This window comes from Kitasatospora sp. NPDC004289 (assembly GCF_053602875.1).
Map to the genome: position 1 here is coordinate 1 of NZ_JBSGEL010000019.1, position 21,188 is coordinate 21,188.

21 protein-coding genes and 2 pseudogenes are annotated in these 21,188 nt (G+C 74.4%); 8 read left to right on the forward strand and 15 right to left on the reverse strand.

Features of this window, described 5'->3' with window-relative positions:
• Positions 1-97: 97 nt before the first annotated feature.
• The 4 genes from ACWEPF_RS14965 to ACWEPF_RS14980 all read right to left on the reverse strand — a co-directional run bounded on the left by ACWEPF_RS14965 (position 98) and on the right by ACWEPF_RS14980 (position 2,544).
• On the reverse strand, positions 98-739 hold the full coding sequence (locus ACWEPF_RS14965) for a hypothetical protein (protein ID WP_452172833.1): 642 nt from the start codon (positions 737-739) through the stop codon (positions 98-100).
• A gap of 94 nt (positions 740-833) precedes the next feature.
• Positions 834-1,289, reverse strand: a complete 456-nt coding sequence (locus ACWEPF_RS14970) for a tellurite resistance TerB family protein (protein ID WP_452172834.1) — start codon at positions 1,287-1,289, stop codon at positions 834-836.
• A 57-nt stretch (positions 1,290-1,346) separates the two neighbouring features.
• The gene (locus ACWEPF_RS14975; RefSeq protein WP_452172835.1) at positions 1,347-1,931 is read right to left on the reverse strand and encodes a TerD family protein; all 585 of its coding nucleotides are present in this window, start codon (positions 1,929-1,931) and stop codon (positions 1,347-1,349) included.
• 37 nt (positions 1,932-1,968) lie between these two features.
• Positions 1,969-2,544 (reverse strand): TerD family protein, encoded by a 576-nt coding sequence (locus ACWEPF_RS14980; protein WP_452172836.1) that lies wholly within the window; start codon positions 2,542-2,544, stop codon positions 1,969-1,971.
• Positions 2,545-2,710: 166 nt separating this feature from the next.
• Here ACWEPF_RS14980 and ACWEPF_RS14985 point away from each other — a divergent pair, with 166 nt between their 5' ends.
• The 6 genes from ACWEPF_RS14985 (at position 2,711) to ACWEPF_RS15010 (ending at position 8,941) form a co-directional block, all read left to right on the forward strand.
• A complete protein-coding gene (locus ACWEPF_RS14985; protein WP_449797506.1) occupies positions 2,711-3,145 on the forward strand; it encodes a BlaI/MecI/CopY family transcriptional regulator in 435 nt (144 codons plus the stop codon).
• 7 nt (positions 3,146-3,152) lie between these two features.
• Positions 3,153-4,112, forward strand: a complete 960-nt coding sequence (locus tag ACWEPF_RS14990) for a M56 family metallopeptidase (RefSeq protein WP_452172837.1) — start codon at positions 3,153-3,155, stop codon at positions 4,110-4,112.
• Positions 4,113-4,145: 33 nt separating this feature from the next.
• Positions 4,146-5,063, forward strand: coding sequence for a DUF6891 domain-containing protein (locus tag ACWEPF_RS14995; RefSeq protein ID WP_452172838.1), 918 nt, complete (start codon positions 4,146-4,148; stop codon positions 5,061-5,063).
• Positions 5,064-5,153: 90 nt separating this feature from the next.
• A complete protein-coding gene (locus ACWEPF_RS15000) occupies positions 5,154-6,308 on the forward strand; it encodes a PucR family transcriptional regulator (RefSeq protein WP_452172839.1) in 1,155 nt (384 codons plus the stop codon).
• Between the two features lie 234 nt (positions 6,309-6,542).
• Positions 6,543-7,748, forward strand: a complete 1,206-nt coding sequence (locus tag ACWEPF_RS15005) for an alpha/beta hydrolase fold domain-containing protein (RefSeq protein WP_452172840.1) — start codon at positions 6,543-6,545, stop codon at positions 7,746-7,748.
• Positions 7,749-7,774: 26 nt separating this feature from the next.
• On the forward strand, positions 7,775-8,941 hold the full coding sequence (locus tag ACWEPF_RS15010) for an alpha-hydroxy-acid oxidizing protein (protein WP_452172841.1): 1,167 nt from the start codon (positions 7,775-7,777) through the stop codon (positions 8,939-8,941).
• Between the two features lie 58 nt (positions 8,942-8,999).
• On the opposite strand, the gene ACWEPF_RS15015 is transcribed toward ACWEPF_RS15010, so the two are convergent.
• From ACWEPF_RS15015 to ACWEPF_RS15025, 3 genes are all read right to left on the reverse strand, one after another.
• Positions 9,000-9,809 carry an alpha/beta fold hydrolase gene (locus ACWEPF_RS15015; protein ID WP_452172842.1) on the reverse strand — a complete coding sequence of 270 codons (810 nt, stop codon included), beginning with the start codon at positions 9,807-9,809 and terminating at the stop codon, positions 9,000-9,002.
• A gap of 96 nt (positions 9,810-9,905) precedes the next feature.
• On the reverse strand, positions 9,906-10,457 hold the full coding sequence (locus ACWEPF_RS15020) for a mycothiol transferase (RefSeq protein WP_452172843.1): 552 nt from the start codon (positions 10,455-10,457) through the stop codon (positions 9,906-9,908).
• Positions 10,458-10,468: 11 nt separating this feature from the next.
• Positions 10,469-10,921, reverse strand: a complete 453-nt coding sequence (locus tag ACWEPF_RS15025) for an SgcJ/EcaC family oxidoreductase (RefSeq protein WP_452172844.1) — start codon at positions 10,919-10,921, stop codon at positions 10,469-10,471.
• 86 nt (positions 10,922-11,007) lie between these two features.
• Here ACWEPF_RS15025 and ACWEPF_RS15030 point away from each other — a divergent pair, with 86 nt between their 5' ends.
• Positions 11,008-11,469, forward strand: a complete 462-nt coding sequence (locus ACWEPF_RS15030) for a MarR family winged helix-turn-helix transcriptional regulator (protein WP_452172845.1) — start codon at positions 11,008-11,010, stop codon at positions 11,467-11,469.
• Between the two features lie 84 nt (positions 11,470-11,553).
• Here the strand turns inward: ACWEPF_RS15030 and ACWEPF_RS15035 are convergent.
• The 5 genes and pseudogenes from ACWEPF_RS15035 to ACWEPF_RS15055 form a co-directional block, all read right to left on the reverse strand.
• A pseudogene (locus ACWEPF_RS15035) lies at positions 11,554-12,516 on the reverse strand (chitinase); the annotation flags it as partial.
• A gap of 216 nt (positions 12,517-12,732) precedes the next feature.
• A pseudogene (locus tag ACWEPF_RS15040) lies at positions 12,733-13,356 on the reverse strand (carbohydrate binding domain-containing protein); the annotation flags it as partial.
• Positions 13,357-13,530: 174 nt separating this feature from the next.
• On the reverse strand, positions 13,531-14,523 hold the full coding sequence (locus tag ACWEPF_RS15045; protein ID WP_452172846.1) for a DUF4190 domain-containing protein: 993 nt from the start codon (positions 14,521-14,523) through the stop codon (positions 13,531-13,533).
• An 81-nt stretch (positions 14,524-14,604) separates the two neighbouring features.
• Positions 14,605-15,303, reverse strand: coding sequence for a response regulator (locus ACWEPF_RS15050; protein ID WP_452172847.1), 699 nt, complete (start codon positions 15,301-15,303; stop codon positions 14,605-14,607).
• Positions 15,300-16,502, reverse strand: coding sequence for a sensor histidine kinase (locus tag ACWEPF_RS15055; protein WP_452172848.1), 1,203 nt, complete (start codon positions 16,500-16,502; stop codon positions 15,300-15,302). Before ACWEPF_RS15055 ends, ACWEPF_RS15050 begins: the two co-directional genes overlap by 4 nt.
• Positions 16,503-16,797: 295 nt before the next feature.
• Here ACWEPF_RS15055 and ACWEPF_RS15060 point away from each other — a divergent pair, with 295 nt between their 5' ends.
• Complete coding sequence (locus tag ACWEPF_RS15060) at positions 16,798-18,990, forward strand: MMPL family transporter (protein WP_452172849.1); 2,193 nt, start codon at positions 16,798-16,800, stop codon at positions 18,988-18,990.
• Between the two features lie 72 nt (positions 18,991-19,062).
• Here ACWEPF_RS15060 and ACWEPF_RS15065 read toward each other — a convergent pair whose 3' ends face one another.
• The 3 genes from ACWEPF_RS15065 to ACWEPF_RS15075 all read right to left on the reverse strand — a co-directional run bounded on the left by ACWEPF_RS15065 (position 19,063) and on the right by ACWEPF_RS15075 (position 21,183).
• Positions 19,063-19,848: a GNAT family N-acetyltransferase gene (locus ACWEPF_RS15065; RefSeq protein WP_452172850.1), complete on the reverse strand. Its 786-nt coding sequence runs from the start codon at positions 19,846-19,848 to the stop codon at positions 19,063-19,065.
• 69 nt (positions 19,849-19,917) lie between these two features.
• A complete protein-coding gene (locus ACWEPF_RS15070; RefSeq protein ID WP_452172851.1) occupies positions 19,918-20,529 on the reverse strand; it encodes a DUF7691 family protein in 612 nt (203 codons plus the stop codon).
• Positions 20,530-20,562: 33 nt separating this feature from the next.
• The gene (locus ACWEPF_RS15075; RefSeq protein ID WP_452172852.1) at positions 20,563-21,183 is read right to left on the reverse strand and encodes a hypothetical protein; all 621 of its coding nucleotides are present in this window, start codon (positions 21,181-21,183) and stop codon (positions 20,563-20,565) included.
• Between the last annotated feature and the right edge of the window lie 5 nt (positions 21,184-21,188).

Genomic DNA, 21,188 nt, shown 5'->3' on the forward strand with positions numbered 1-21,188 from the left:
CTGCGCGGCCCCGCCTGCGGCGCACTCGTCGAGGCGAGCAGACGTCACGGACTCGGGCCCTCGCCTGCGGCGGGCTCGTCGCCTGGGCGATCCGCCGTCACGCCGCTCGGTCCCGCCGACGGGGCGCCAGCAGCGCGGCGGAGAGGGCGAAGGCGCCCGCGAGGGCCAGGGCTTCGGCGATGCCGGTGACAGTCCCGTCCACGGGGCCGGGGCGAGGGCCGAAGCGGGCCGGCACGCGGCCCAGCGGGTCGTAGGTGACGCCCACCTCCGCGCCCACGGCAGGTCGGGCGGAGCGCGCGGTCTCCACGGAGAGCGTCGAGCCGTCGGACAGGAGGACGTCACTGGAGAAGACCGGCTGCGGCTGCAGGCCCCCGGCGTCGCCACCGACCTGCGAGTGAGCCCGGACGACGCCGGTCGCGACGACGCCCCGGTCGTGCAGGGCCCGCTGGTCCGCCTCACCCGTGGCACCGACCAGTCCGAACGCGGCGCCCAGCAGGGCCAGCAGCGTACCGAGCACCAGCAGGACCAGTGCCGCACGCCCCACCGGACGGCAGAACGCGGACACTCCGGCCAGCAGGGCCAGGAGCAGCACCAGGACGAGCACCACCGCCCCGGCCGTCAGCAGTTCCTCACCGCGCTCGCGCACCAGGACGGTGGCGCGCGCCGCGCCCGCCAGGGCGGCGGGCAGCGCGAACAGCAGGACGAGGGCCGTCGCGCCCCGCACCGGATCGGCTTCCACGCAGCCCATGGTGACGGTGCGTCGGTCGGCGGACAAGGGAGCGGCGAAGGGCGGCACCGGAGGATCCGGTGCCGCCCTTCGGGGCCGTGCGAGGTCAGAGGTCGAATTCCTCCGGGGAGATGGCCAGCGCGAAGCAGGCCTCGCGGACGACCGCCTGCTCGGTCTTGTCGAAGTCGCCGTCGGCGCCGCCGATGACGATGCCGATCTGGATGACGGCGCGGGCCTCGACGGGCTTCTTGGCGACCTTGCCGATCACCTGGAGCAGCGTCACCTTGCCGAGCTCGAAGTCGGCGGTGACGGTGGTCAGGTAGTCGTCGAAGCGGCGGTGCAGGTCCGCGGCCTCGAAGTTCTGCAGCACCGGGTTGGTGGCGATCAGCGCCGCCACCCGCTGCCGCTCGGACGGGTCGACCGAACCGTCCGCGGCGGCGACCAGGGCGCACATCGCCATCGAGGCGTCCCGGAAGCCTCCGCTCTTCAACTCGTTCTTCTTGCTCTCGAGTTGGGTCTGCATGGTCTGGGCGGACTGCTTGAGGCGGTCCCACAGGGCCATCGGTGAAATCTCCAATACGGGGTGGTGCGGAGCTGGTGCCGTGCCCGGCACTACGCGCTAGAGGTGCGGGGCGATGGCCGGCATCAGGTCCTGGAAGGTGCGGCCGCGGGCGGGTTCGCCGATCGCGGAGAACGTCCAACCGGCGCCCTCGCGACGGACCTTGGCCATGATCTGGGCCGTGTGCGGTCCGCCGCCGGTGAGGGTGTAGCGGGCCAGCTCCGTGCCGGTGGACTCGTCCACCAGACGGCAGAAGGCGTCCTGCACCTGCTCGAAGGTCTGCCCGGTGAAGGAGTTCACCGTGAAGACGATCTGCTCGACCGCGGCGGGCACCCGGGCCAGGTCGACCACGATGGTCTCGTCGTCGCCGCCCGCGCCGCTGCCGCCGACCAGGTTGTCACCGCTGTGCCGGACGGAGCCGTCGCGGCTGATGAGCTGCTGGAAGTAGACCACCTCGACCAGCCCGCCGCCCTTGTTGTAGAGCACGGCGGAGGCGTCCAGGTCGATCGGGCGGGCGGTGAGCTTGGCGAAGAAGCCCTTGGGCGCGGCGGCCCGCCAGCCGAGGCCCATCCGGACCACGCTCAGCGCGCCGCCGTCGGCCTTGGCCAGGCTGATGCCCTGGCCCTTCCTCAGGTTGATGCTCATGCTGCTACTGCCCCTTCTCGCCGGCTGCGGCGCGCGGTCAGAGTGCGACGCCGAAGTCCTGGGCAATTCCCGCCAGACCCGAGGCGTAACCCTGCCCGATGGCGCGGAACTTCCACTCCGCGCCGTTGCGGTACAGCTCGCCGAAGACCATGGCGGTCTCGGTGGAGGCGTCCTCGGAGAGGTCGTAGCGGGCGATCTCGGTGCCGCCGGCCTGGTTGACCACCCGGATGAAGGCGTTGCGGACCTGGCCGAAGTTCTGGCCGCGGCCGGAGCCGTCGTAGATCGAGACGGGGAAGGTGATGCGCTGCACGTCGGCCGGGACTGCGGCCAGGTTGACCTTCAGCTGCTCGTCGTCGCCGTCGCCCTCGCCGGTGCGGTTGTCACCGGTGTGCTCGACGGAGCCGTCGCCGCTCTTGAGGTTGTTGAAGAAGACGAAGTCGCCGGTGGAGCGGACCTTGCCGTCCTCGCCGAGCAGCAGGGCGCTGGCGTCCAGGTCGAATTCGGTGCCGGTGGTCGAGCGCACGTCCCAGCCCAGGCCGATGACGACGGCGGTCAGGCCGGGCGCCTCCTTGGTGAGCGAGACGTTTCCACCCTTGCTGAGGCTGACGCCCATGAACGGTCTCCTTCGAGTCGTGGTGCCGCCGGCGGAGCTGACGGTGTTTTAAATCTACAGCAATGTAGAAGTAAAGAGACCGTAAGATCCCCTGCGGGGAGGCCGCAGTTCGCGGTCTCGCTACGATGAACGGCCGACACCGCCGCGACGTGCCCGAGGAGGACCGATGGTGCGAGACACCGAGCCCGAGCCCGGCCACGCCCGGGACCACGGCGGCCACGACGGCCGTCCGCGCCGGCGCGCGCAGGGCGAGCTGGAGTCGCAGATCCTGCACGTACTGCACCGCGCCGGCCGGCCCGCCTCCGCCGCGTGGGTGCAGGAGCACTTCGACGGCGAGCTCGCCTACTCCACCGTGATCACCATCCTGACCCGGCTGCACGAGAAGAAGGCCGTCACCCGGGTCCGCGACGGCCGCGCCTACCTCTTCACTCCCGCCGCCGACGGGGCCGGACTGGCCGCCCTGCGGATGCGGCGGATGCTGGACGCCGAGAGCGACCGGCAGGCGGTGCTGGCCAGCTTCGTCACCGCCCTCTCGGCCGACGACGAGCAGCTGATCCGCGCCCTCCTCGCCTCCGACTCCCCTCCCTCGAACGGGAGTTGAGCACACCGTGGGCGTCTTCGTCTTCCTCCCCCTGATCCTGCCGCTGACCGCGCTGCCGATCGCGCGGCTCGCCGAACAGCACCTGCACCCGCGCACCACCACCCGGCTGCTCAGCTGGATCAGCGGCGTGCTGGCCCTCTGCTCCACCCTCTGCCTCGGCCTGCTCGGTGTGGTCGGCACCGCCCAGATCCCCGGCAACCCGCTCCCGGACGCCTGGGCCGACCCGGAGGTCCGGGCCGCCGTTCCCTGGGACGAGGCGGTCGGCACCGGCTCGATCGTCGCCCTCGCCGTGGTCCTGGTGACCGCCGCCGTCACCCTCGGCCGCCACCTGCGCGGCCGCCTCCGGGCCCGCTGGGCACTGGCGCCGCTCACCGACGACGCCGAGCTGGCCGTGCTGGACGACGGGGCCCCGTACGCCTACGCCGTCCCCGGCCGCCGAGGGCGGGGGCGGATCGTGGTCTCCACCGCGATGCTCGACCACCTCGACCAGGACGAGCGGCGCGCCCTGTACGCCCACGAGCGGGCCCACCTGACGGGCGGTCACCACCGCCACCTGCTCACCGTCCGGCTCGCCGCCGCCGTGAACCCCTTCCTGGCCCCGCTGCGCGACGCCGTGGTCTTCGCCGCCGAACGCTGGGCCGACGAGGAGGCCGCCGAGGCCGTCGGCGACCGCCGCCTGGTCGCCCGCGCCGTCGGCCGCGCCTCGCTCGCCCTCCCCCGGCCGCAGGCCCCCACCGCCCTCGCCCACTTCGCCGCCCCCGGCCCCGTCCCGCGCCGGGTCGCCGCACTGCTGGCCCCCGGCCCGCTCGTGCGCCACTGGCCGCCGGCCGCCAGCCCGGCCGGCCTCGCCGCCCTGGTCGCGGCCGCCGGCACCACGGTCTCGGCGATGTCCTGCCTCAACGCCTCGGCGGCCCTGCTGCTGATCCTGCACACCGCGACCGCCAGCCACGGGATCGGGGCCGGCTGACCGGGCGTCAGTGCGGCGTGCCAGAGTCTGCCCATGCTGGAGATCACGGTACGGACCGAGGGCGGGGCGCGGCTGGTCCGGCCGACCGCCGAGGAGCTGGCCGCGCTGGTGGCGCGGATCGGCGCGGACGAGGACAACTTCCTGGTGCTGCAACGGGCACCGGACCTGCCCGACGTCTTCGCCCAGGTCTGGCACCGGACGGGTGACGTCTACGCGGTGGAGCACCGCGACGGCACGCCGGCGCGGCACTTCGGGGCGCTGTTCGACACCGCGGAGGCGGTGGCCGCCGCCCTGACCGGCTGGGCCCGGCAGGAGACCGGCTGGGACGCGGGCCGGACGTGGGAGCGGCTGGAGTTCGCGCCCGCCCCCGAGGCGCCGCCGCTCGACCTGAGCGAGGCGGACCGCACCGTCCTGGAGGACCGGCTCCGGCTCGAACTGGCCGCCGGCTACACCGACCTGGACCGGCTCGCCGAGCTCGCCGAGGACCACCTGATCACCGCCGAACGCCGTCCCGTCTCCCCCGCGCAGGCCAAGGCCCTGGCCAGGCGGCTCTGGCTGGAGCGCGTCGGGGAGCAGTCCGCCTGGCAGGGCGAGACCGACCCGGAGCGGCTGGCCCGGGCCTTCGCCGCCCTGGAGCGCAGCGGCATCACCGCCCGCGAGAACTTCGCCTGCTGCGGCAGCTGCGGCCATGCCGAGATCGGCGGCGTGGCCCCCGCCGAAGCGCGCGGCTTCGTCTACTTCCACGCCCAGAGCACCGAGCACGCCGCCGCCGGACACGGTCTGACGCTGCACTACGGCGCCTTCGAGGGCTCGGGCGCGACCACCCTCGACGTCGGCCACGAGGTGGTGGCCGCCCTCCAGGGGGTCGGCCTCCGCACCGACTGGGACGGCACCCGGGAGTGCGCCCTCACCGTCACCCCGCTCGACTGGCGCCGCCGCCTGGTCGGCTGACGGCCCGTCCGCCTCCCCGTCTCGGCCGTTCGGGCTCTCGCGGCGGGGCGGCCACGCGCGGTGGGGTGCGGGCGGGCGAGGATGGTCACCATGGACGGAGACGGCGAGCGGTGGCGGCTGCTGGACCGCTTCCCGGTGGAGCGGGTGACCGCCGAGGCGGCCGCCGCCCTGGTGCGGGAGGCACCGGGCTACGCAGGGCGGGACGAGCAGGGCCTCGGGCGGGAGCTGCTGGCCATCCTGGAACCGGCGCTCGCCTCGCTCCGCACCGGTGACCAGCCGAGCGCCGAGGACGTACGGCGGTGCGAGCGGTTCGGGGCACTGCGGGCCGAGCAGGGCATCGGCCTCGAACCCTTCCTGGAGGCCTTCCGCCTGACGGCCCGTCGGGCCTTCGACGCGCTGTACGAGATCCTCCGCGGCCACGACGACCCCGCGCTGGCGCTGGAGCTGGCCGGCGACTTCTGGGCCTGCTGCGACCTGGTCTCACTGGCCGTGGTGCGCGGCCACCGCAGCCACGAGGCCGAGCAGGTCCGGGCCGACCAGGAGCGGCGGACGCTGCTGCTGCGGCAGCTGCTGCTCGGCGAGCTGTCGGCGGACTGGCTGCCGACCGCGGCCGGGGCGCTCGGCCTCTCCCCGCGCGCGGAGTACCGGGTCTGCTACGCCGTGCCCGGTGCCGGCGAGGACGTCCGGACCGTGGAGCGGGCGCTGCGCGACCACCTGGTGGTGCACCTGGCGGAGCCGGGCGCCCAGCGGGTGGTCGGCCTGACCGCGGCCCGGCCGCGCGGGTCGGTCGAGGTGCCGGCCAGCCTCGGCCCGGCCCGCCCGCTGGCGCGGCTGCACGAGTCCCTGGTCGAGGCCCGCCGGGCGAGCGAGCTGGCCCTCGCGTTCGGTCTGCGCCGCCTGGTCTCCGACGGTGAACTCCCGCTGCACCGTGCGGTCCTGGCGCAGCCCGAGGTCGGCGGGCAGCTGGTCGAGCGCTGCTTCGGCCACGTCGAGGGCGCGCGCCGGTCCACCCTCGCGGCGACGCTGGACGCCTACCTCCGGGCGGACGGCAACGCCGAAACGGCGGCGGCCGGGCTCTTCGTGCACGCCAACACCCTGCGCTACCGCCTGCGCGGCTTCACCGCCGCCACCGGCCTCGACCCGGTGCACACGGAGGACGCGCTGACGGTCTGGTGGGCCCTGCGACACCTGGAGGCGGCCGGGCGCCGCGGGCCCGGGGGGACTGTGGCCGACGACAGCCGCTGAAGGCCCCCGACCCCGTCCGGGGCGTGGATCAGCCGTTCCACCGGGTGCACCGGGGGTGGCCCTTGTCGGGCTCGACAGTTTTCGGCGGCCGCCTGCTGTCCGCTGCTCCATCGGTTCCGGGCCGCCCGGCTGGCACGGTGGGAAGTGCCCGGACGGCCGAGCCCCCGCAGGACCGTCCGGGACTTCACGGCAGTGCGCAGGTACCGACGGCGGGGTGAACGGAGTTCCACGGCGATGAACCGCCACCTCGTACGATCCGAGCGGCGCGAGACCGGCCGGGCCCGCAGGCCCTGGCTGATCACCACGTTCGCGACCCTGCTCGGCCTGCTGGCGGTGCTGTTCACCGTCCTGATGACGGTGCCGGTGCCCAGCACGGTGACCGCACTGGCCACCCTCGGCCTCGACGGGGCCCAACTCCTCACGCTGGTCGCCCTGGTGGCGGCCGCCGTGCTGGCCCTCCTGGCCCGGCGGCGCCGGGCGCGGGCCGCCACCTGGATCGCGGCCGTGAGCGCCGCGCTGATGCTGGTCATGACGGCCGTCCCGGCCCTCGCGATGTCGCGCACCGCGGCCGCCGAGGGCGTCGGCACCTCCCTGGGCTCCTACCTCGGCCACGGCCTCTCGCTCGGCAAGGACCGACCGGCGGACGCCCGGACCCACACCTACGCCACCGTCGACGGCACCGGGCTCCAGCTCGACGCGCTGCCCGCCCACCAGGGCTCCGGCCCCCGCCCGGCCGTGGTCTACGTGCACGGCGGCGGCTGGAAGATCGGCGACCGCACGGACGGCTACCCCTGGGGCACCTGGTTCACCGCGCGCGGCTACCAGGTCTTCACCATCGACTACCGGCTGCTCCCGCACGCCGACTGGCGCAGCGGCGTCGGCGACGTGAAGGCCGCCGTCGGCTGGGTGCGGGACAACGCGGCGACGCTCGGGGTCGACCCGGCCCGGATCAGCCTGTTCGGCGAGTCGGCCGGCGGCCACCTCGCGCTGATGGCCGCGTACACCGAGGGCGACCCGATGTTCCCGCCGACCGAGCCGCACCGGGACACCTCGGTCCGCACCGTGCTCAGCTTCTACGGCACCACCGACTTCGACGACGCGGTGGCCAACTCCACCGCCCCCGGCCTGATCCGCCAGGCGACCCGCGAGTACGTCGGCGGGACGAAGGAGCAGCAGCCGGAGCGCTGGTACGCCTCCTCGCCGCTCCACCACGTCCGCCCCGGCCTGCCGCCCACGCTCAGCGTCCACGGCAAGGACGACCGGCTGATCCCGGTCTCCCAGTCGCGACTGCTCGGGCAGGCTCTGGCCGGTGCCGGGGTCGGGCACCGCACCGTCGAACTCCCGTGGTCCAGCCACCTGTTCGACCTGACCCGGGGTAACCTCGCCACCCAGGTCTCCGCCGGGGTGATCGAGCAGTTCCAGCAGCAGTACGCCAACTGATCGTCCATCAGGGAGAGCAGACAGAGATGACCACGCGCTTCGGTGACTACCAGAACGAGATCTACTTCAACGGACTGGGCGGCGTGCTGCCGACCATGCCGATGACCTTCGACGGCCTGGAGGAGCGGGCCGCCGGCGCCCTGCCGCCCTCGGTGCTCTCCTACGTGGCGGGCGGGGCGGGCGACGAGTCCACCCAGCGGGCCAACGTCGAGGCCTTCGGGCGCTGGGGCCTGGTGCCGAGGATGATGGTCGGCGCGGTGGAGCGGGACCTGTCGGTCGAGCTCTTCGGGCTGCGGCTGCCCTCGCCGCTCTTCATGGCGCCGGTCGGGGTGATCGGGCTGTGCGCGCAGGACGGCCACGGCGACCTGGCCACGGCCCGGGCGGCCGCCCGCACCGGGGTCCCGATGGTGGCGTCGACCCTGACGGTGGATCCGCTGGAGGACGTGGCCGCCGAGTTCGGCGACACCCCCGGCTTCTTCCAGCTCTACACCCCCACCGACCGCGCGCTGGCCGAGAGCCTGGTGCACCGCGCCGAGGCGGCCGGCTACCGCGGCATCGTGGTCACCCTCGACACCTGGACCACCGGCTGGCGCCCCCGCGACCTGGCCACCTCCAACTTCCCCCAGCTGCGCGGCCACTGCCTGGCCAACTACACCGGCGACCCGGTCTTCCGGGCCCGCCTGGCCAAGGCCCCCGAGGAGGACCCGGGCGCCGCGATCCTGGAGTGGGTCGGCGTCTTCGGCAACCCGCTCACCTGGGACGACCTGCCCTGGCTGCGCTCGCTCACCGACCTGCCGATCGTGCTCAAGGGCCTCCAGCACCCCGAGGACGTCCGCCGCGCCCGCGACGGCGGCGTGGACGGCGTCTACTGCTCCAACCACGGCGGCCGCCAGGCCAACGGCGGCCTGCCCGCCCTGGACGCCCTGCCGGGCGTGGTCGAGGCCGCCGGCGGGCTGCCGGTCCTCTTCGACTCCGGCGTCCGCTCCGGCGCCGACGTGGTCAAGGCCCTCGCCCTGGGCGCCACCGCCGTCGGCGTCGGCCGCCCCTACGCCTACGGCCTGGCCCTGGGAGGCACCGACGGCATCGTCCACGTGCTGCGCTCGCTGCTCGCCGAGGCCGACCTGATCATGGCCGTCGACGGCTACCCGACCCTCGCCGACCTGCGCACCGAGGGCGCGCTGCGCCGGATCTGACGCACCGTCGGGGCCGTACCGGACGTCCGATACGGCCCCGACGGCTGCCTGCCCGCCCTCAGCCCAGCGAACCGGCGAACTCCACCAGCAGGGCGTTGACCGCCTCCGGCTCGTCCACGTGGGCCGGATGCCCGGCGCCCGGGACCACGGCGGACCGCGCGAGCGGGCTGAGCGCGGCCGTGGCGGCGGCGTGCTCGGCGGGCCAGAACTGGCTCTGCTCCCCGGCCACGATCAGGGCCGGGACGGTGATCCGGGCGACCACGTCCCGCCAGTCCTGGCAGGCGTGGTCGAACATCAGCGGGAAGGTGTCCGGGGTGATGTCCCGCCGGGCGCCCTTGCCCCCGGCCGCGCGGATCTTCGCGTCCAGCTCCTCCTCGCTCTGCCAGGCCCGGCCGTGCCCGGTGCCCAGCACGTTCGCGGGGTCGAAGAAGAAGGTGCCGAGGTTCTCCAGGGTCAGCCCGTAGAAGCCGTTGCCCCAGCTCGGGTCATTGATCATCTTCGGGCTCTGGTCGATCGTCACGATCCCGGCGAGCCGCTCGCAGCCGAACAGGCTCGCGTACGCCCAGGCGTGGCTGGCCCCCATCGACTGGCCCACCAGCACCACCCCCTCCAGCCCCAGGTGGACCAGCAGCTCCCGCACGTCCTCGCCCCCGCGCGACATCCGCAGCCCGTACGGCGGCCGGTCCGAACTCCCCGCCCAGCGCCGGTCCAGCGACACCACCCGGTACCCGGCCCCGCGCAGCGCCCCCCACTGCAGGGCCCAGTCGTCGGCCGGCTGCCCGTAGCCCGAGACCAGGACGACCGGGCGGCCCTCGCCCTCGTCGTAGTAGTGCAGCGAGACCTCGTCGCTGGTGGTGAAACGCGGCATGGGACGGCCTCCGGCTCGTGGGCGGTGAACGCGAGTCGAGTCTCGGTCACGAGCCGTCGGCCCGCCACGCGCCGCGGCCGTTGGAAGGAGCCCGCTTCAGAACGAGGGGTCCTCCCCGGTGAGGCCGTCGACCGACTCGCGGATCAGGTCGGCGTGGCCGACGTGGCGGGCGTACTCCTCGACGAGGTCCAGGAGGATGCGGCGGAGGTTGGGGCGCTCGCCGTTGCGGGCGGTGAAGGCACCCAGCTGCTCCAGGCCGCCCCCGGCGAGGGCCGCGTCGACGACGGCCCGGGAGCGGGCGGTCGCCTCCTGCCAGAGCGCGTACAGCTGCTCGGGAGTGTCCTCGGCGGCGGAGCGGTAGTCCCAGTCGGGGGTCGCCTCCCAGTCGACGGCCTCCCAGGGTGCACCGGCGGGTTCGCCGAGCCAGAGGCGGGCGAAGTGGCTGTCCTCGATGTGCGCCAGGTGCTTGAGCAGCCCGCCCAGGGTGACGGTGGAGGCGCCGAGGGTGGCCCGCAGACCGGCCGCGTCCAGGCCCGAGGTCTTCCAGGCCAGCGTCGCCCGCTGCCGCTCCAGCGCACCCAGGACGGCCGCCGCCTCGGTGCCGGCCAGCGGGGGATCGGGCCAGGTCTCCGCAGTGAACTCGATCATGGGACAGCACCCTAGCGGGTGGCCGGCACCAGGCCCGGGGCGAAGCGGAAGGAGACCGCCTCCATCAGGGGCCTGCGCTTGGTGTTCTGGAAGGCGGCCACCCGCCAGCGGTCGTCCTCGCCGCGTACCAGGGTGTAGGTCTGAACCTTCGTCAGCTTCCCCTTCGGGGTGGCGCCCTTGTACGTGTCGCCCCGCGAGGTGACCACGGCGAGGCCGGGGGCGGGGAAGCGGACGTCCACGAGTTCGTCGGCCAGCCGGGTCCCCTTGAGGAAGCCGGCGAACAGGACGCGGTGGCTCTCCACGATGTCGCGGCGGCCCCGGTAGTGGGTGCCCACGTAGGTGACGTAGTCGGCGTCCTCGGTGAACTCGGCGCCGTAGGCCTCGGCGTCGTGGCGGGCCCAGGCGTCGACCAGCCGGGCGAGGACCTCGGTGACGGGCTGGCGGTCGGTGCTGTGCGTGGTCATGACGGCCCCTTCCGGGATAGGCTGAGATGGCTGCACAGATGCAATATCTGCGCGCATGCAGATAAATGTAAGGGGAGTACCTCGCCATGGCAACCGCCCAGCCCGCACCGGGCGACGAACACGAGACCTTCCGCGCCTACCTGGACGCGGTGGGGCTCAACGCGATGGCCGCCGCCGCCGCGGTCGGCCTCCAGCCCTCGGAGTGGTACGCCTTCAGCCGGCTCGCCCTCGCAGGCGGCCTCACCTCCGGGGAGCTCTCCACCCTCACCGGCCTCACCACCGGCGCCACCACCCGCCTGATCGACCGCCTCGAACGGGCCGGCTTCGTCCGCCGCGCGCCCGACGCGGCGGACCGCCGCAAGGTGGTGGTCGAACCCGTCCCCGAGGCCCTCCCCCGCATCGCCGAGGCCGTCACCCCCACCCGCCACCACCTCGCCCGGGTCCTCGACCGCTACACCCCCGAGCAACGCGCCGTCCTGTTCGACTACTTCAGCCACGCCGCCCCCGCCTTCCGCGAGGCCACCGAGGAGATCCGCCGCTCCGGCTGAACCCGGACAGCCCTGCGCCCCGGTCACCGGTTGGGGCCGGTGCACCGGGGCGCAGGGGGTCCGATCAGGGGAGGTCAGGTCCGGTCAACGACCTTGCAGGGCCTTGACGTTGTCGCCGAAGGACCAGCCCTTGGAGCCGTCCCAGTTGATCGACCAGGTCATCAGGCCCTTGAGCTGGCCGCTGAAGGAGCCGTAGGCCTGGCTGACCAGGCTGGGGGCCATGTAGCCGCCACCGGCGCCGGGCTGGGCCGGGAGGCCGGGGACCTGCTTGTCGTAGGGGACCTTGATGGTGGTGCCCTGGATGGTCAGGCCGTTGTTCAGGCACTGGGTCTGCTTGGTGAAGCCCTCGACCGTGCCGGCCTGGTAGGAGTCACCGGCGCAGCCGTACATGCTGCCGTTGTAGTACTGCATGTTGAGCCACCACAGGCGGCCGTTGTCGACGTACTTCTTGATGATCGGCAGGTACGAGCCCCAGATCGAGCCGTAGGTGACGCTGCCGCCGGTGACGTACGCGGTCTCCGGGGCCATGGTCAGGCCGAAGCCGGCCGGCATCTGGGCGAGCACGCCGTCGATGATGCGGATCAGGTTGGACTGCGAGGCCGAGAGCGAGGTGATGCTGCCGCTGCCGGACAGGCCGGTCTCGATGTCGATGTCGATGCCGTCGAAGTTGTACTTCTTCAGGATCGGCACCACCGTGGCCACGAACTTGTCGGCCACCGTGCTGGAGCTCAGGTCGATGCCGGCGGCGGCGCCGCCGATCGACATCAAGAGCGTCGCGCCGGCCGCCTTGGCCTGGCACATCTCGGCGGGGGTGGAGACCTTGACGCCCGCGTCCATGCCGTCCTGCCACAGGACGGTGCCGTCGGAGAGGATCACCGGGAAGGCGGCGTTGATGACGTTGTAGCCGTGCGCGGCGATCCGGCTGTCCGTGATCGGCACCCAACCCATGCCCGGGTGAACGCCGTTGGAGGCGCCGTCCCAGTTCTCCCAGTAGCCCTGCAGCACCTTGCCGGACGGCTTGGGCTTGGTCGGGCAGGTGTCACCGGTGCCGCTCGGCGAGGGGCTGGTCGACGGCGAGGTCGACGGCGAGGTGGACGGGCTGGTGGACGGCGAAGTCGACGGGCTCGTCGAGGGCGAGGCACTGGTCGACGGACTGGTCGACGGGGACGGGCTGGTGGACGGCGAGGGGCTGGAGCCGCCGGGGCCGGTCAGGGTGAAGTCGTCGGCGTAGTAGGCGGGTTGGCCGTACCAGCCGTGCACCCAGATGGTCACCGAGGTGGTGCTCGCGCCGGTGCCGAAGTTGACGGCGAGCTGGCCGTAGGAGGCGTTGCCCGGGGTCCAGGTGGAGGTGGTGCCGGTCAGGCCGGTGCCGGTGGCGCCGAGGTAGACGTAGCTGCCCTGGACCCAGGCGCTCAGCGAGTACTGGGAGTTGGGCTGCACGCTGATGGTCTGGCTGCACTGCCCGCTGTCCTGGCCGCTCGGCACCGCCTTGAGCGCCGAACTGCCGCCGTGCACCGGGCTGGTGACCGCCGCGCCGGAGCCGGCCGTACAGGTCCAGCCGGAGAGTCCGCTCTCGAAGCCGGGGTTGGCCACCAGGTTGGGGGCCGCCGCCCCGGCGGTGACCGAGCCGGCCACCACGAGGCCGGCGCCGACCACCGCGGCGGCGCTGACGCCCGCGAGGGTGCGCCGGGCGAGGTTCGGCGCGGGGCGGGCGTGGCTGGTCCGGGTGGGCTGCGGCGCGCGCTCCGCCCCGAGGCCGGGGCCGCCCGACGGACGCGGAGTACGGGACCTCCGACGGAACATGGTGTGCTCCCTTCCCGCCGGGCGTCGTGGAACTGTCGACGCGTGGGGGCGCGACGCCCGGGCATGGGTGAGGTGGGGGGACATGTGGGGATGTGCCGGTCCGGATCGTAGGAGCGCCGGAAAGGGCACGTCAATAGGTCTGGACCAATCACCCGGCGCACGCCCCCGCGAGCTCGGACGATCCCCCGCCCCGGCACCCTGCCCGGGTGGCACTCCGTCAGGAACGCCGGGCCCGGGGGCCGTTGGCGGGAGCGCGCCTCAGCCCTTCAGCCCGAGGGCGGTGCGCAGCTCGCGGCCGGCGCCCCCGAAGCCGGGGCCGGCCGGCCCTCCGGCGGCTGCCCTGGCCGCCTCGGTCCGCGGGTCGGCCCGCTGGATCGCGGCCCACCGGGCCAGCTGCTCGACCTCGCCGCGGTACTTGGCGACGGCGGGCCGCAGCGGGGCGCTCCAGTCCGTCCGGTCGAGCACCAGCAGCGTGCTGTCGGTGGCGGTGACCAGCTGCTGGGCCCAGGCGCGGTACTGCTCCGGCGCCTCGTCGGCCCGCTTCTCCGGCGCCAGCACCAGGGCCTGTTCGACGCTGCGGGAGGCGGCGAAGTAGGCGTTCTGCTCGGCCGAGAAGGAGGCCGGATCCTGGCGGACCGAACCGGTCCGGAGCTCCGGGGACTGGACCAGGCAGAGTGCCCGCTTGCCGTCGACCGGGCCGACGTACCCCGCCTCGACGCCCTCGGGCAGCGCCGCCTGGTCGAGCACGTAGTCGTGGTGGACGGCGAGGCAGTTCCGCCGGACCACCGCGTCCTCGGGGTACCCGCCGGCGGTCGGCAGGTTCGCCGGCCCGGTGACCTCGGTCCGGTGCGGCCGGTCGCAGGGCACCACGGTGACGGTCCGGGGGACCGGCCCGTCCATCCCGAGCTCCACCACGCACTGACCCGTGGTCAGCTCTCCGACGAGCACCTTGCCGTTGCCCTGCGCGATGCCCAGCACCGGCGGCACGACCAGCGACAGCACCAGGATCCAGAAGCCGGACAGGCAGAGCCCCAGGATCGCCCGGCTCCGGCCCAGCCAGGGGTTGTTGCCGATCCTGCGCAGCGCGAGCACCCCGAGCACGATGCCCGCCACCACCCCGATCCCGGTGAAGCCGAGGGCGCCGGCCACCAGGGAGGCGGTGGCCCCGCGGTCCTTCCCGGGCGCGGGCGGGTACTCCCGGGTGGCCGTCTCGGTGGCGGGGCTGGACTGCTGGTCGGGGACCGAAGACAACGCCGGGGCTCCTCGTGGGCAGGGGTCCGCTGGTACGCGGCCCCGCGACGATATCCGGGTGCCCGGCCCCTCCGCCTTCGATTAACCTCCGCCGCCCGTCCGGGCGGTGACCAGGCCCGACTCGTACGCCGCGATCACCGCCTGGGCGCGGTCCCGGACGTCCAGCTTGCCGAAGATGCTGGTGATGTAGTTCTTCACGGTGGACGGGCTGATCTCCAGCGCCTGCGCGATGGCGGCGTTGTCCAGCCCCCCGGCGATCAGGCGCCAGACCTCCACCTCACGGGGCGTCAGCTCCCCGGCCGCACCGCCCTCGGCCGGGGCCACCGCCACCGCGGCGGCGGGCGTGGCCCGGACGTGACTGGAGATCAGCCGGGTGAGCAGCCGGGGGGCCACCACCGCCTCGCCGGCGTGGACGGTCCGGATCGCGGCGGCCAGGTCCTCCGGGGAGACGTCCTTGGGCAGGAAGCCGTACGCGCCGGCGCGCAGCGCGGCCACCACGTACTCGTCCATGTCGAAGGTGCTGAGCGCCAGCACCCGCGCCCCGGGCAGCTCCGCGGCCAGCCGCTCGGTGGCGCCGACGCCGTCCAGCACGGGCATCCGGATGTCCATCACCACCACGTCGGGGCGCAGCTCCCGCGCCCGGGCGACGGCCTGCTCGCCGTCCTCGGCCTCGCCGACCACCTCGAAGGAGGGGTCGGGCGAGAGGATCAGCGAGAGTCCGCGGCGCACCAGCGGCTGGTCGTCGGCGATCAGGACCCTGATCGCCCGCTCCTCGGTCATCGGTTCTCCTGCCCATTCTGGACGGCGGCCTCGGCGGTCTCGGCCGGGCTCAGCGGTAGGTCGGCGAGGACGGCGAAGCCGCCCTCGGGGAGCGGACCGGCCGTCAGGGTGCCGCCGTGCAGGGCGACCCGCTCCCGCATCCCGACCAGGCCGTGACCGCCCGGTACCGCCGCCCCCGGCACCGAGCCCTCGCCGTCGTCGCGGACCTCCACGCCCATCGACTCCGGACGGTACGTCAGCCGCACCTCGGCACGGGCCGGCCCCGCGTGCTTGCGGGCGTTGGTCAGCGCCTCCTGGACGATCCGGTACACCGTCAGGCCGACGGTCGGCGGCAGCGGGCGGCGCGCGCCCTCGACCGTGAGCACGGTCGGCAGCCCGGCCCGGTCGGACTCGGCCACCAGCCGGTCGAGGTCCTCCACCCCGGGCTGGGGTGCTGACGGGGCGTCGTCCGGTTCGTCACCGGTGCGCAGCACGTTGAGCAGCTGACGCATCTCGCGCAGCGCGAGGCGTCCGGAGGACTCCAGGGTGACGAGGGCGTCGCGGGCCACCTCGGGGTTGGCGAGGTTGGCGCGGGCGCCGCCGGCCATCAGCTGCATGGTGGTGATGTGGTGGGCCACGATGTCGTGCAGCTCCCGGGCGATGCGCCGGCGTTCGTCGGCCACCGCGCGGTCGGCGAGCAGTTGCCGGTTGGCCGCCACCTCGCGCTGCCAGCGGTTGACGGCCAGAGCGCCGACGACCACCAGCAGGACGGAGATCACCGGGCTGACGGCCTCCGGCCAGGCGAGGCTGCGGCCGTGGGTCTGGCTCCAGCAGAGCAGCCCGGCCGTCGCCACGGCCGCGACGGCCGTCACCCGAGGCGGGCAGGCCCGGGCGACGGTGTAGACGCTGACCACCAGGGCCGGGCCGAAGTGGCTGGGCAGCCGCAGCAGCAGGGCGGCCGCCACGTCCAGCAGCACGACGGCGACGAGCACCGCCAGCGGGTGGCTGCGGCGGGCGAGCAGCGGCAGGGCGGAGAGGGCGACCAGCAGCAGGCCGGGCACGCTGACCCGTTGGGAGCCCGGGTCCGAGAGGAACACGTAGGCGAGCACGTTGATCGCGCACGCCCCGGCGGTCACCAGGGCGTCGGTGTGCGACCACGGCGCCGCTTCGCCCTCCGCCGCGCTCCCGGGGTGCGGCCCGGGGTGTGCCCGCACGCTCATGTCCGTCCTTCCACGACAACCACTCGATCCACCACACCGCGCTGATCTGCGCCGATGCCCTCATTCTGTCAGGGCTCCGGAGCGGCGGGCATGGTCCCCGCGGCCGATCACCGGGCCGCCGGACCAGGACCACGGTCCCGGGTGCGCCCCGCCCCGGGGAGCTGAGGCCCCGTCACGGATCGTCCGCCGCCACGACGCCCGGGGCCCCTCCCGGCTGATGAGCTGTGAGCAGACCGGGAACCCCCGGCACCAGCACACGAAACGGGCCGCGCCAGGCGGTCCGCCGGAGGAACACGTGATCCGCGCACTGACCGGGTACTCGACCAGGAACCCCTGGCGGGTGATCGCCTTCTGGGTCGTCCTGGGCATCGGCCTCACCCTGCTCAGCCCGATGCTGCTCTCCCGCGTCACCCAGTCCAGCACCGGGGACTTCCTGCCCCGGAGCTACGACTCGGCCGCGGCGCTGCGGATCGCCGAGGAGCACTTCGGGCTGCGGCCGGACGCCACCACGGTCACCGTCCTGGTCGCCCGGGCCGACGGCAAGCCGCTGACCGCCGCCGACCACGAGCGGGTCACGGCGCGCGCGGCGGAGCTGGCCGCGCACCGGGTGGAGATGCCGCGCGAGAAGGACGAGCCCGCCCTGCTGGTCCCGGACCGCTCGCAGACCCCCCGGGTCGCCCCGGCCGTCCGGGCACCCGACGGCTCCTTCGACCTGCTCACCGTGGAGCTGACGGGCAGCCAGGCCGACGAGGGCGTGCAGAAGGTCTTCCGCGCCTTCCGCGACCACGCCACCGCCCGCTTCGCCGCCGACGGCCTGCGCAGCGGCTACACCGGCGCGCTGGCCGAGACCTCCGACACCACCGAGGCCAACCGGACCGCCACCGTGGTCGGCGGCGCCCTGGTGGTCGGCCTGATCGTGCTGCTCAACGTGCTGGTCTTCCGCAGCGTGCTGGCCGCCGTGCTGCCGCTGCTCGCGGTCTCCTTCATCGGTGGTGTGGCCACCGGGGCGGTGGCCGGCATGGCCATCCTGACGGGGCTTCGACTGGACGCGAGCACGCCCGGCCTGATCTCGGTGGTGCTGCTCGGGATCGGCGTGGACTACCTGCTCTTCCTGCTCTTCCGCTTCCGCGAGCAGCTGCGCGCCCGCCCCGACCGGCCCGCCCGGGAGGCCGCCGCCGAGGTCTCCGGCCGGGTCGGCACCGCCATCACCTCCGCCGCGCTCACCATCGTCGCCGCCTTCGCCACGCTCGGCGTGGCGAGCTTCGGGCAGTTCCGCTCGCTCGGCCCGGCGATCGCCGTCGCGGTCCTGGTGATGCTGCTGGGCAGCCTCACCCTGATGCCGGCGATGCTGGCCGCCTGCGGGCGGAAGCTGTTCTGGCCCTCGCGCGCCCTGCGCCGCGACCCCGCCCCGGGCTCCACCGCGGAGCGCTTCGGCCTGCTGGTGGCCCGCCGCCCGCTGGCGGTGCTGCTCGGCTCGATCGCCCTGCTCACCGCACTGGCCGCCGGTGTGGCCGGCATCCGGATGGACTACGGCCAGGGCGGCGCCACCTCCACCACCCCGGCCGCCGCCACCGCCGCCGAGATCGCCCGCGCCCTGCCGGCCGGCGTCTCCGACCCCACCAGCGTCTACGTCACCGGCTCGGCCCTGGCCCCCGCGGGCCTCGACGGTCTGTCAAAGGCCCTGTCCGGTACGGAGGGCGTCGGCCAGGTCGCCCGGCCGGTGCTCTCCCCCGACGGCCGGGCCGCCCGGATCGACCTCTACCTGACCGTCGACGCGCAGAGCGCCCGCGCCCGCGAGCTGGCCTCCGGCCCGGTCCGCGCCACCGTCTCGGCCCACACCCCGGCGGGCACCGAGGCCCACGTGGGCGGTACGGCGGCCGTCTTCGCCGACGTGTCCGACGCGGTCGACCGCGACCTCCGGCTGGTCTTCCCGGTCGCGGCCGCGCTGATCGGCCTGATCCTGCTCCTCCTGCTGCGCAGCCTGCTCGCCCCGGTCGTCCTGATGCTCGCGGTCGGCCTCGGCTTCGCCGCCACCCTCGGCGCCTCCACCCTGCTCTTCCAGCACGGCCTCGGCGAACCGGGCGTCTCCTTCACGCTCCCGCTCGTCCTCTTCCTCTTCGTGGTGGCCCTCGGCACCGACTACAACATCCTCATCACCGACCGCATCCGCGAGGAGATGCACCGGCCCGGCCCCGCCCGCGCCGCGGTGGCCCGGGCCGTCCGCCACACCACCCCCGCGATCGCCACCGCCGGGCTGGTCCTGGCCGGCTCCTTCGCCTCCCTGGCCACCACCCCGGGCAGCGCCCAGGTCGCCTTCGCCCTGACCCTCGGCATCCTGCTCTCCGCCTTCGTCCTCTCCCTCGCCCTCGTCCCCGCCCTCGCCGCCCTCCTCGGCCGCTCCCTCTGGTGGCCCCTGCGCCGCACGGCACCGGCGGTGACGGAGGAGACCACGGCCCGCCCGGCCACCGAGTACGCCCACCGGTACTGAAAGCGGCCGGAGCCCGACACCCGTGCACGACCCGGGTGTCGGGCTCCGGCCGTCGGCCGGGCCACGGCCCCGCTACGCCAACGGCACGGCGTACACCGGCTCCTGGCCGTACCCCGTGAAGCCCGCCCGCCGCAGGATCGGCCCCGAGCTGGCCGGGTTGGCCTTCACCAGCACCATCCGCGCCCCGTGCTCCGCCGCGTACGCGAGCCGGGCGGCCAGCAGTGCCCGGTACACGCCCCTGCGCTGCCGGGCCGGCGCCACCACACCGCCCGTCAGCCGGGCCACCCCGTCGACCAGTTCGAGCCCGGCCGTCCCGGCGGCCTCGCCGTCGACGTACGCGACCAGGGTGCCGCCCTCCCCCGCCGCGACCGTCCGTCCGTTCCGCTCCGCGGCGGCTACGATCCGGTCCTCCGGCGGCAGCTCGCCGCCGAATCCGGTCACCGCCACCGCGGCCCCGTCCCGCGAGGTGTCCACGTCGGTCGCCCACCGCAGCTCGACCTCGGCCTCCGGCTCCCGGAGCTGGGGCGCACCCTGGCCCAGGTCCGCCGCCAGGACCTCCAGGTCCAGCTTCACCCGCCCGCCCCGGGCCGCCAACTCCTCCGCCAGGCCCGCGGGGTGGCCGATCAGCACCTGCCAGTCCAGCACCGGCACCCCGCACTCCCGCGCCCGCCCGACGACCCGGTCGACCGCCTCCCCCAGCGGTCCGTACGGCGTGAACGACACCACCGAGAGGTCGAAGTCGTAGTAGTCGGGCAGGCGCACCATCCGGTACTCGTCCGTCCCGATGACCTCGGCGTTCTCCGGCCGCCACACCCAGGCAGCGCTCGCGGCAGCGACATCAGCATCAGAAAGTCCCATGACCGGCACCCTAGGAGCCGTCGTGCCCGTGCTCCGTGAGCGACCGCCCGCTGTTACGGAACCCGGACGTCAGGAGACGAAGCCCACCACCCCGAAGCCGGGCCGGGCCTGCGCACCGCGCAGCCAGCCGATCACGTCCATGACCGCCTCGACCACCTCCGGCTCCAGCGGCGGGGCGTGGCCGTCCCGCTTGGTCTGCTCGAACTGCTCCAGCGCCGCCAGGCACTCCTCGTGCGTCCACTCGCCGCAGCGCGGCAGCTCGTAGTGCGGGATCGGCTTCGGCAGCCCGTCGTAGTAGCCGAGTTCGGCCACCGAGACCGCCGTGATCCGCAGCGCCCGCAGGCCCTCGTCGACCATCTCCAGCCAGGAGCCCCGGAACGGGGAGAACGAGGAGTTGTCGAGGAAGCTCCCGGTCAGCGAGCAGAGCCGCTTGTACGCGTAGCCGTACTGGAACGCGTACTGCCCGGGCCCGGTGAACGGCCCCCCGTTCACCACCGCCCGCAAGGCCTCCAGGGCCGTCGGCGCGCCGTCCGCGATCTCCGACGAGAACCACTCGTCGTCCGCCGCCAACTCCCGCCCGAAGCCGCCCCGCACGGCCTCCACCAACCCCTCGTCGCCGGAACCGACCAGCGCGCGGGTGGCGTCGATGTCGAGCAGGTACACACTCAGCGAAGAACTCATGCCGCCACGCTATCCACCCCCTCCGACACCCCGTCAGACCGCTACCCCCGCCGAGGGTTCGGCCCGCCAGGCCGCGAGGCGGTGGTGGGTGGGGCCGGTGACGGTGCGGGCGCCGGCGGTGTACGCGGCCCAGCGGAGGTCGTCGGCGGCGAAGGTGTCCTCGCCGTGGGCGTCGAGCCAGAGGGAGAGGGTGCCGGGGGCGGCGTGGGTGACGTCCCACCAGGACCAGGTGCGGAAGGGGCAGTCGAGTTCGAAGCGCCAGAGCCAGTTGTCCAGGGACCAGCCGTTGCCGTGGCCGGCCCCGGTGTAGTGCGAGGCGCCGGCGCGCGCGAAGTCCGGCACCGGCCCGCCCCCCGCGCAGACGGCGGTGAACCAGGCCGGGACCGGGCGCGGGACGACCTGGGAGTCGATCCGGCCCTCCAGAACCGAGCGGTCCAGGGCGGCGCCCAGCACGGCGCGCAGTCGCGCCGCGTACTCCTCCGCCGGACCGTCGGGCTCGACCAGGAAGCGGCTCAGCCCGGGCGGCGGGGCCGGATCGTCCCCCGGGCGGGAGTCGATCCGGTCCCGTTCGTCGAGGACCGCCTCTTCCTCCTCGCTGAGGAACTCGTCCAGGAAGTCCTCTCCGGGGTCCGGGAGTTCGCCGTCCGTGGGCATGTGCC

Bases quoted from the DNA above. Each gene is read 5' to 3' on its own strand.
- ACWEPF_RS15010 (WP_452172841.1), top strand. From the start codon at position 7,775: ATGACCACGCGCTTCGGTGACTACCAGAACGAGATCTACTTCAACGGA.
- ACWEPF_RS15030 (WP_452172845.1), top strand. From the start codon at position 11,008: ATGGCAACCGCCCAGCCCGCACCGGGCGACGAACACGAGACCTTCCGC.
- ACWEPF_RS15055 (WP_452172848.1), bottom strand. From the start codon at position 16,502: ATGAGCGTGCGGGCACACCCCGGGCCGCACCCCGGGAGCGCGGCGGAG.
- ACWEPF_RS15070 (WP_452172851.1), bottom strand. From the start codon at position 20,529: ATGAGTTCTTCGCTGAGTGTGTACCTGCTCGACATCGACGCCACCCGC.
- ACWEPF_RS14970 (WP_452172834.1), bottom strand. From the start codon at position 1,289: ATGGCCCTGTGGGACCGCCTCAAGCAGTCCGCCCAGACCATGCAGACC.
- ACWEPF_RS15005 (WP_452172840.1), top strand. From the start codon at position 6,543: ATGAACCGCCACCTCGTACGATCCGAGCGGCGCGAGACCGGCCGGGCC.
- ACWEPF_RS15025 (WP_452172844.1), bottom strand. From the start codon at position 10,921: ATGACCACGCACAGCACCGACCGCCAGCCCGTCACCGAGGTCCTCGCC.
- ACWEPF_RS15075 (WP_452172852.1), bottom strand. From the start codon at position 21,183: ATGCCCACGGACGGCGAACTCCCGGACCCCGGAGAGGACTTCCTGGAC.
- ACWEPF_RS14995 (WP_452172838.1), top strand. From the start codon at position 4,146: ATGCTGGAGATCACGGTACGGACCGAGGGCGGGGCGCGGCTGGTCCGG.
- ACWEPF_RS14975 (WP_452172835.1), bottom strand. From the start codon at position 1,931: ATGAGCATCAACCTGAGGAAGGGCCAGGGCATCAGCCTGGCCAAGGCC.
- ACWEPF_RS15020 (WP_452172843.1), bottom strand. From the start codon at position 10,457: ATGATCGAGTTCACTGCGGAGACCTGGCCCGATCCCCCGCTGGCCGGC.
- ACWEPF_RS15015 (WP_452172842.1), bottom strand. From the start codon at position 9,809: ATGCCGCGTTTCACCACCAGCGACGAGGTCTCGCTGCACTACTACGAC.
- ACWEPF_RS15065 (WP_452172850.1), bottom strand. From the start codon at position 19,848: ATGGGACTTTCTGATGCTGATGTCGCTGCCGCGAGCGCTGCCTGGGTG.
- ACWEPF_RS14985 (WP_449797506.1), top strand. From the start codon at position 2,711: ATGGTGCGAGACACCGAGCCCGAGCCCGGCCACGCCCGGGACCACGGC.
- ACWEPF_RS14980 (WP_452172836.1), bottom strand. From the start codon at position 2,544: ATGGGCGTCAGCCTCAGCAAGGGTGGAAACGTCTCGCTCACCAAGGAG.
- ACWEPF_RS15000 (WP_452172839.1), top strand. From the start codon at position 5,154: ATGGACGGAGACGGCGAGCGGTGGCGGCTGCTGGACCGCTTCCCGGTG.
- ACWEPF_RS15050 (WP_452172847.1), bottom strand. From the start codon at position 15,303: ATGACCGAGGAGCGGGCGATCAGGGTCCTGATCGCCGACGACCAGCCG.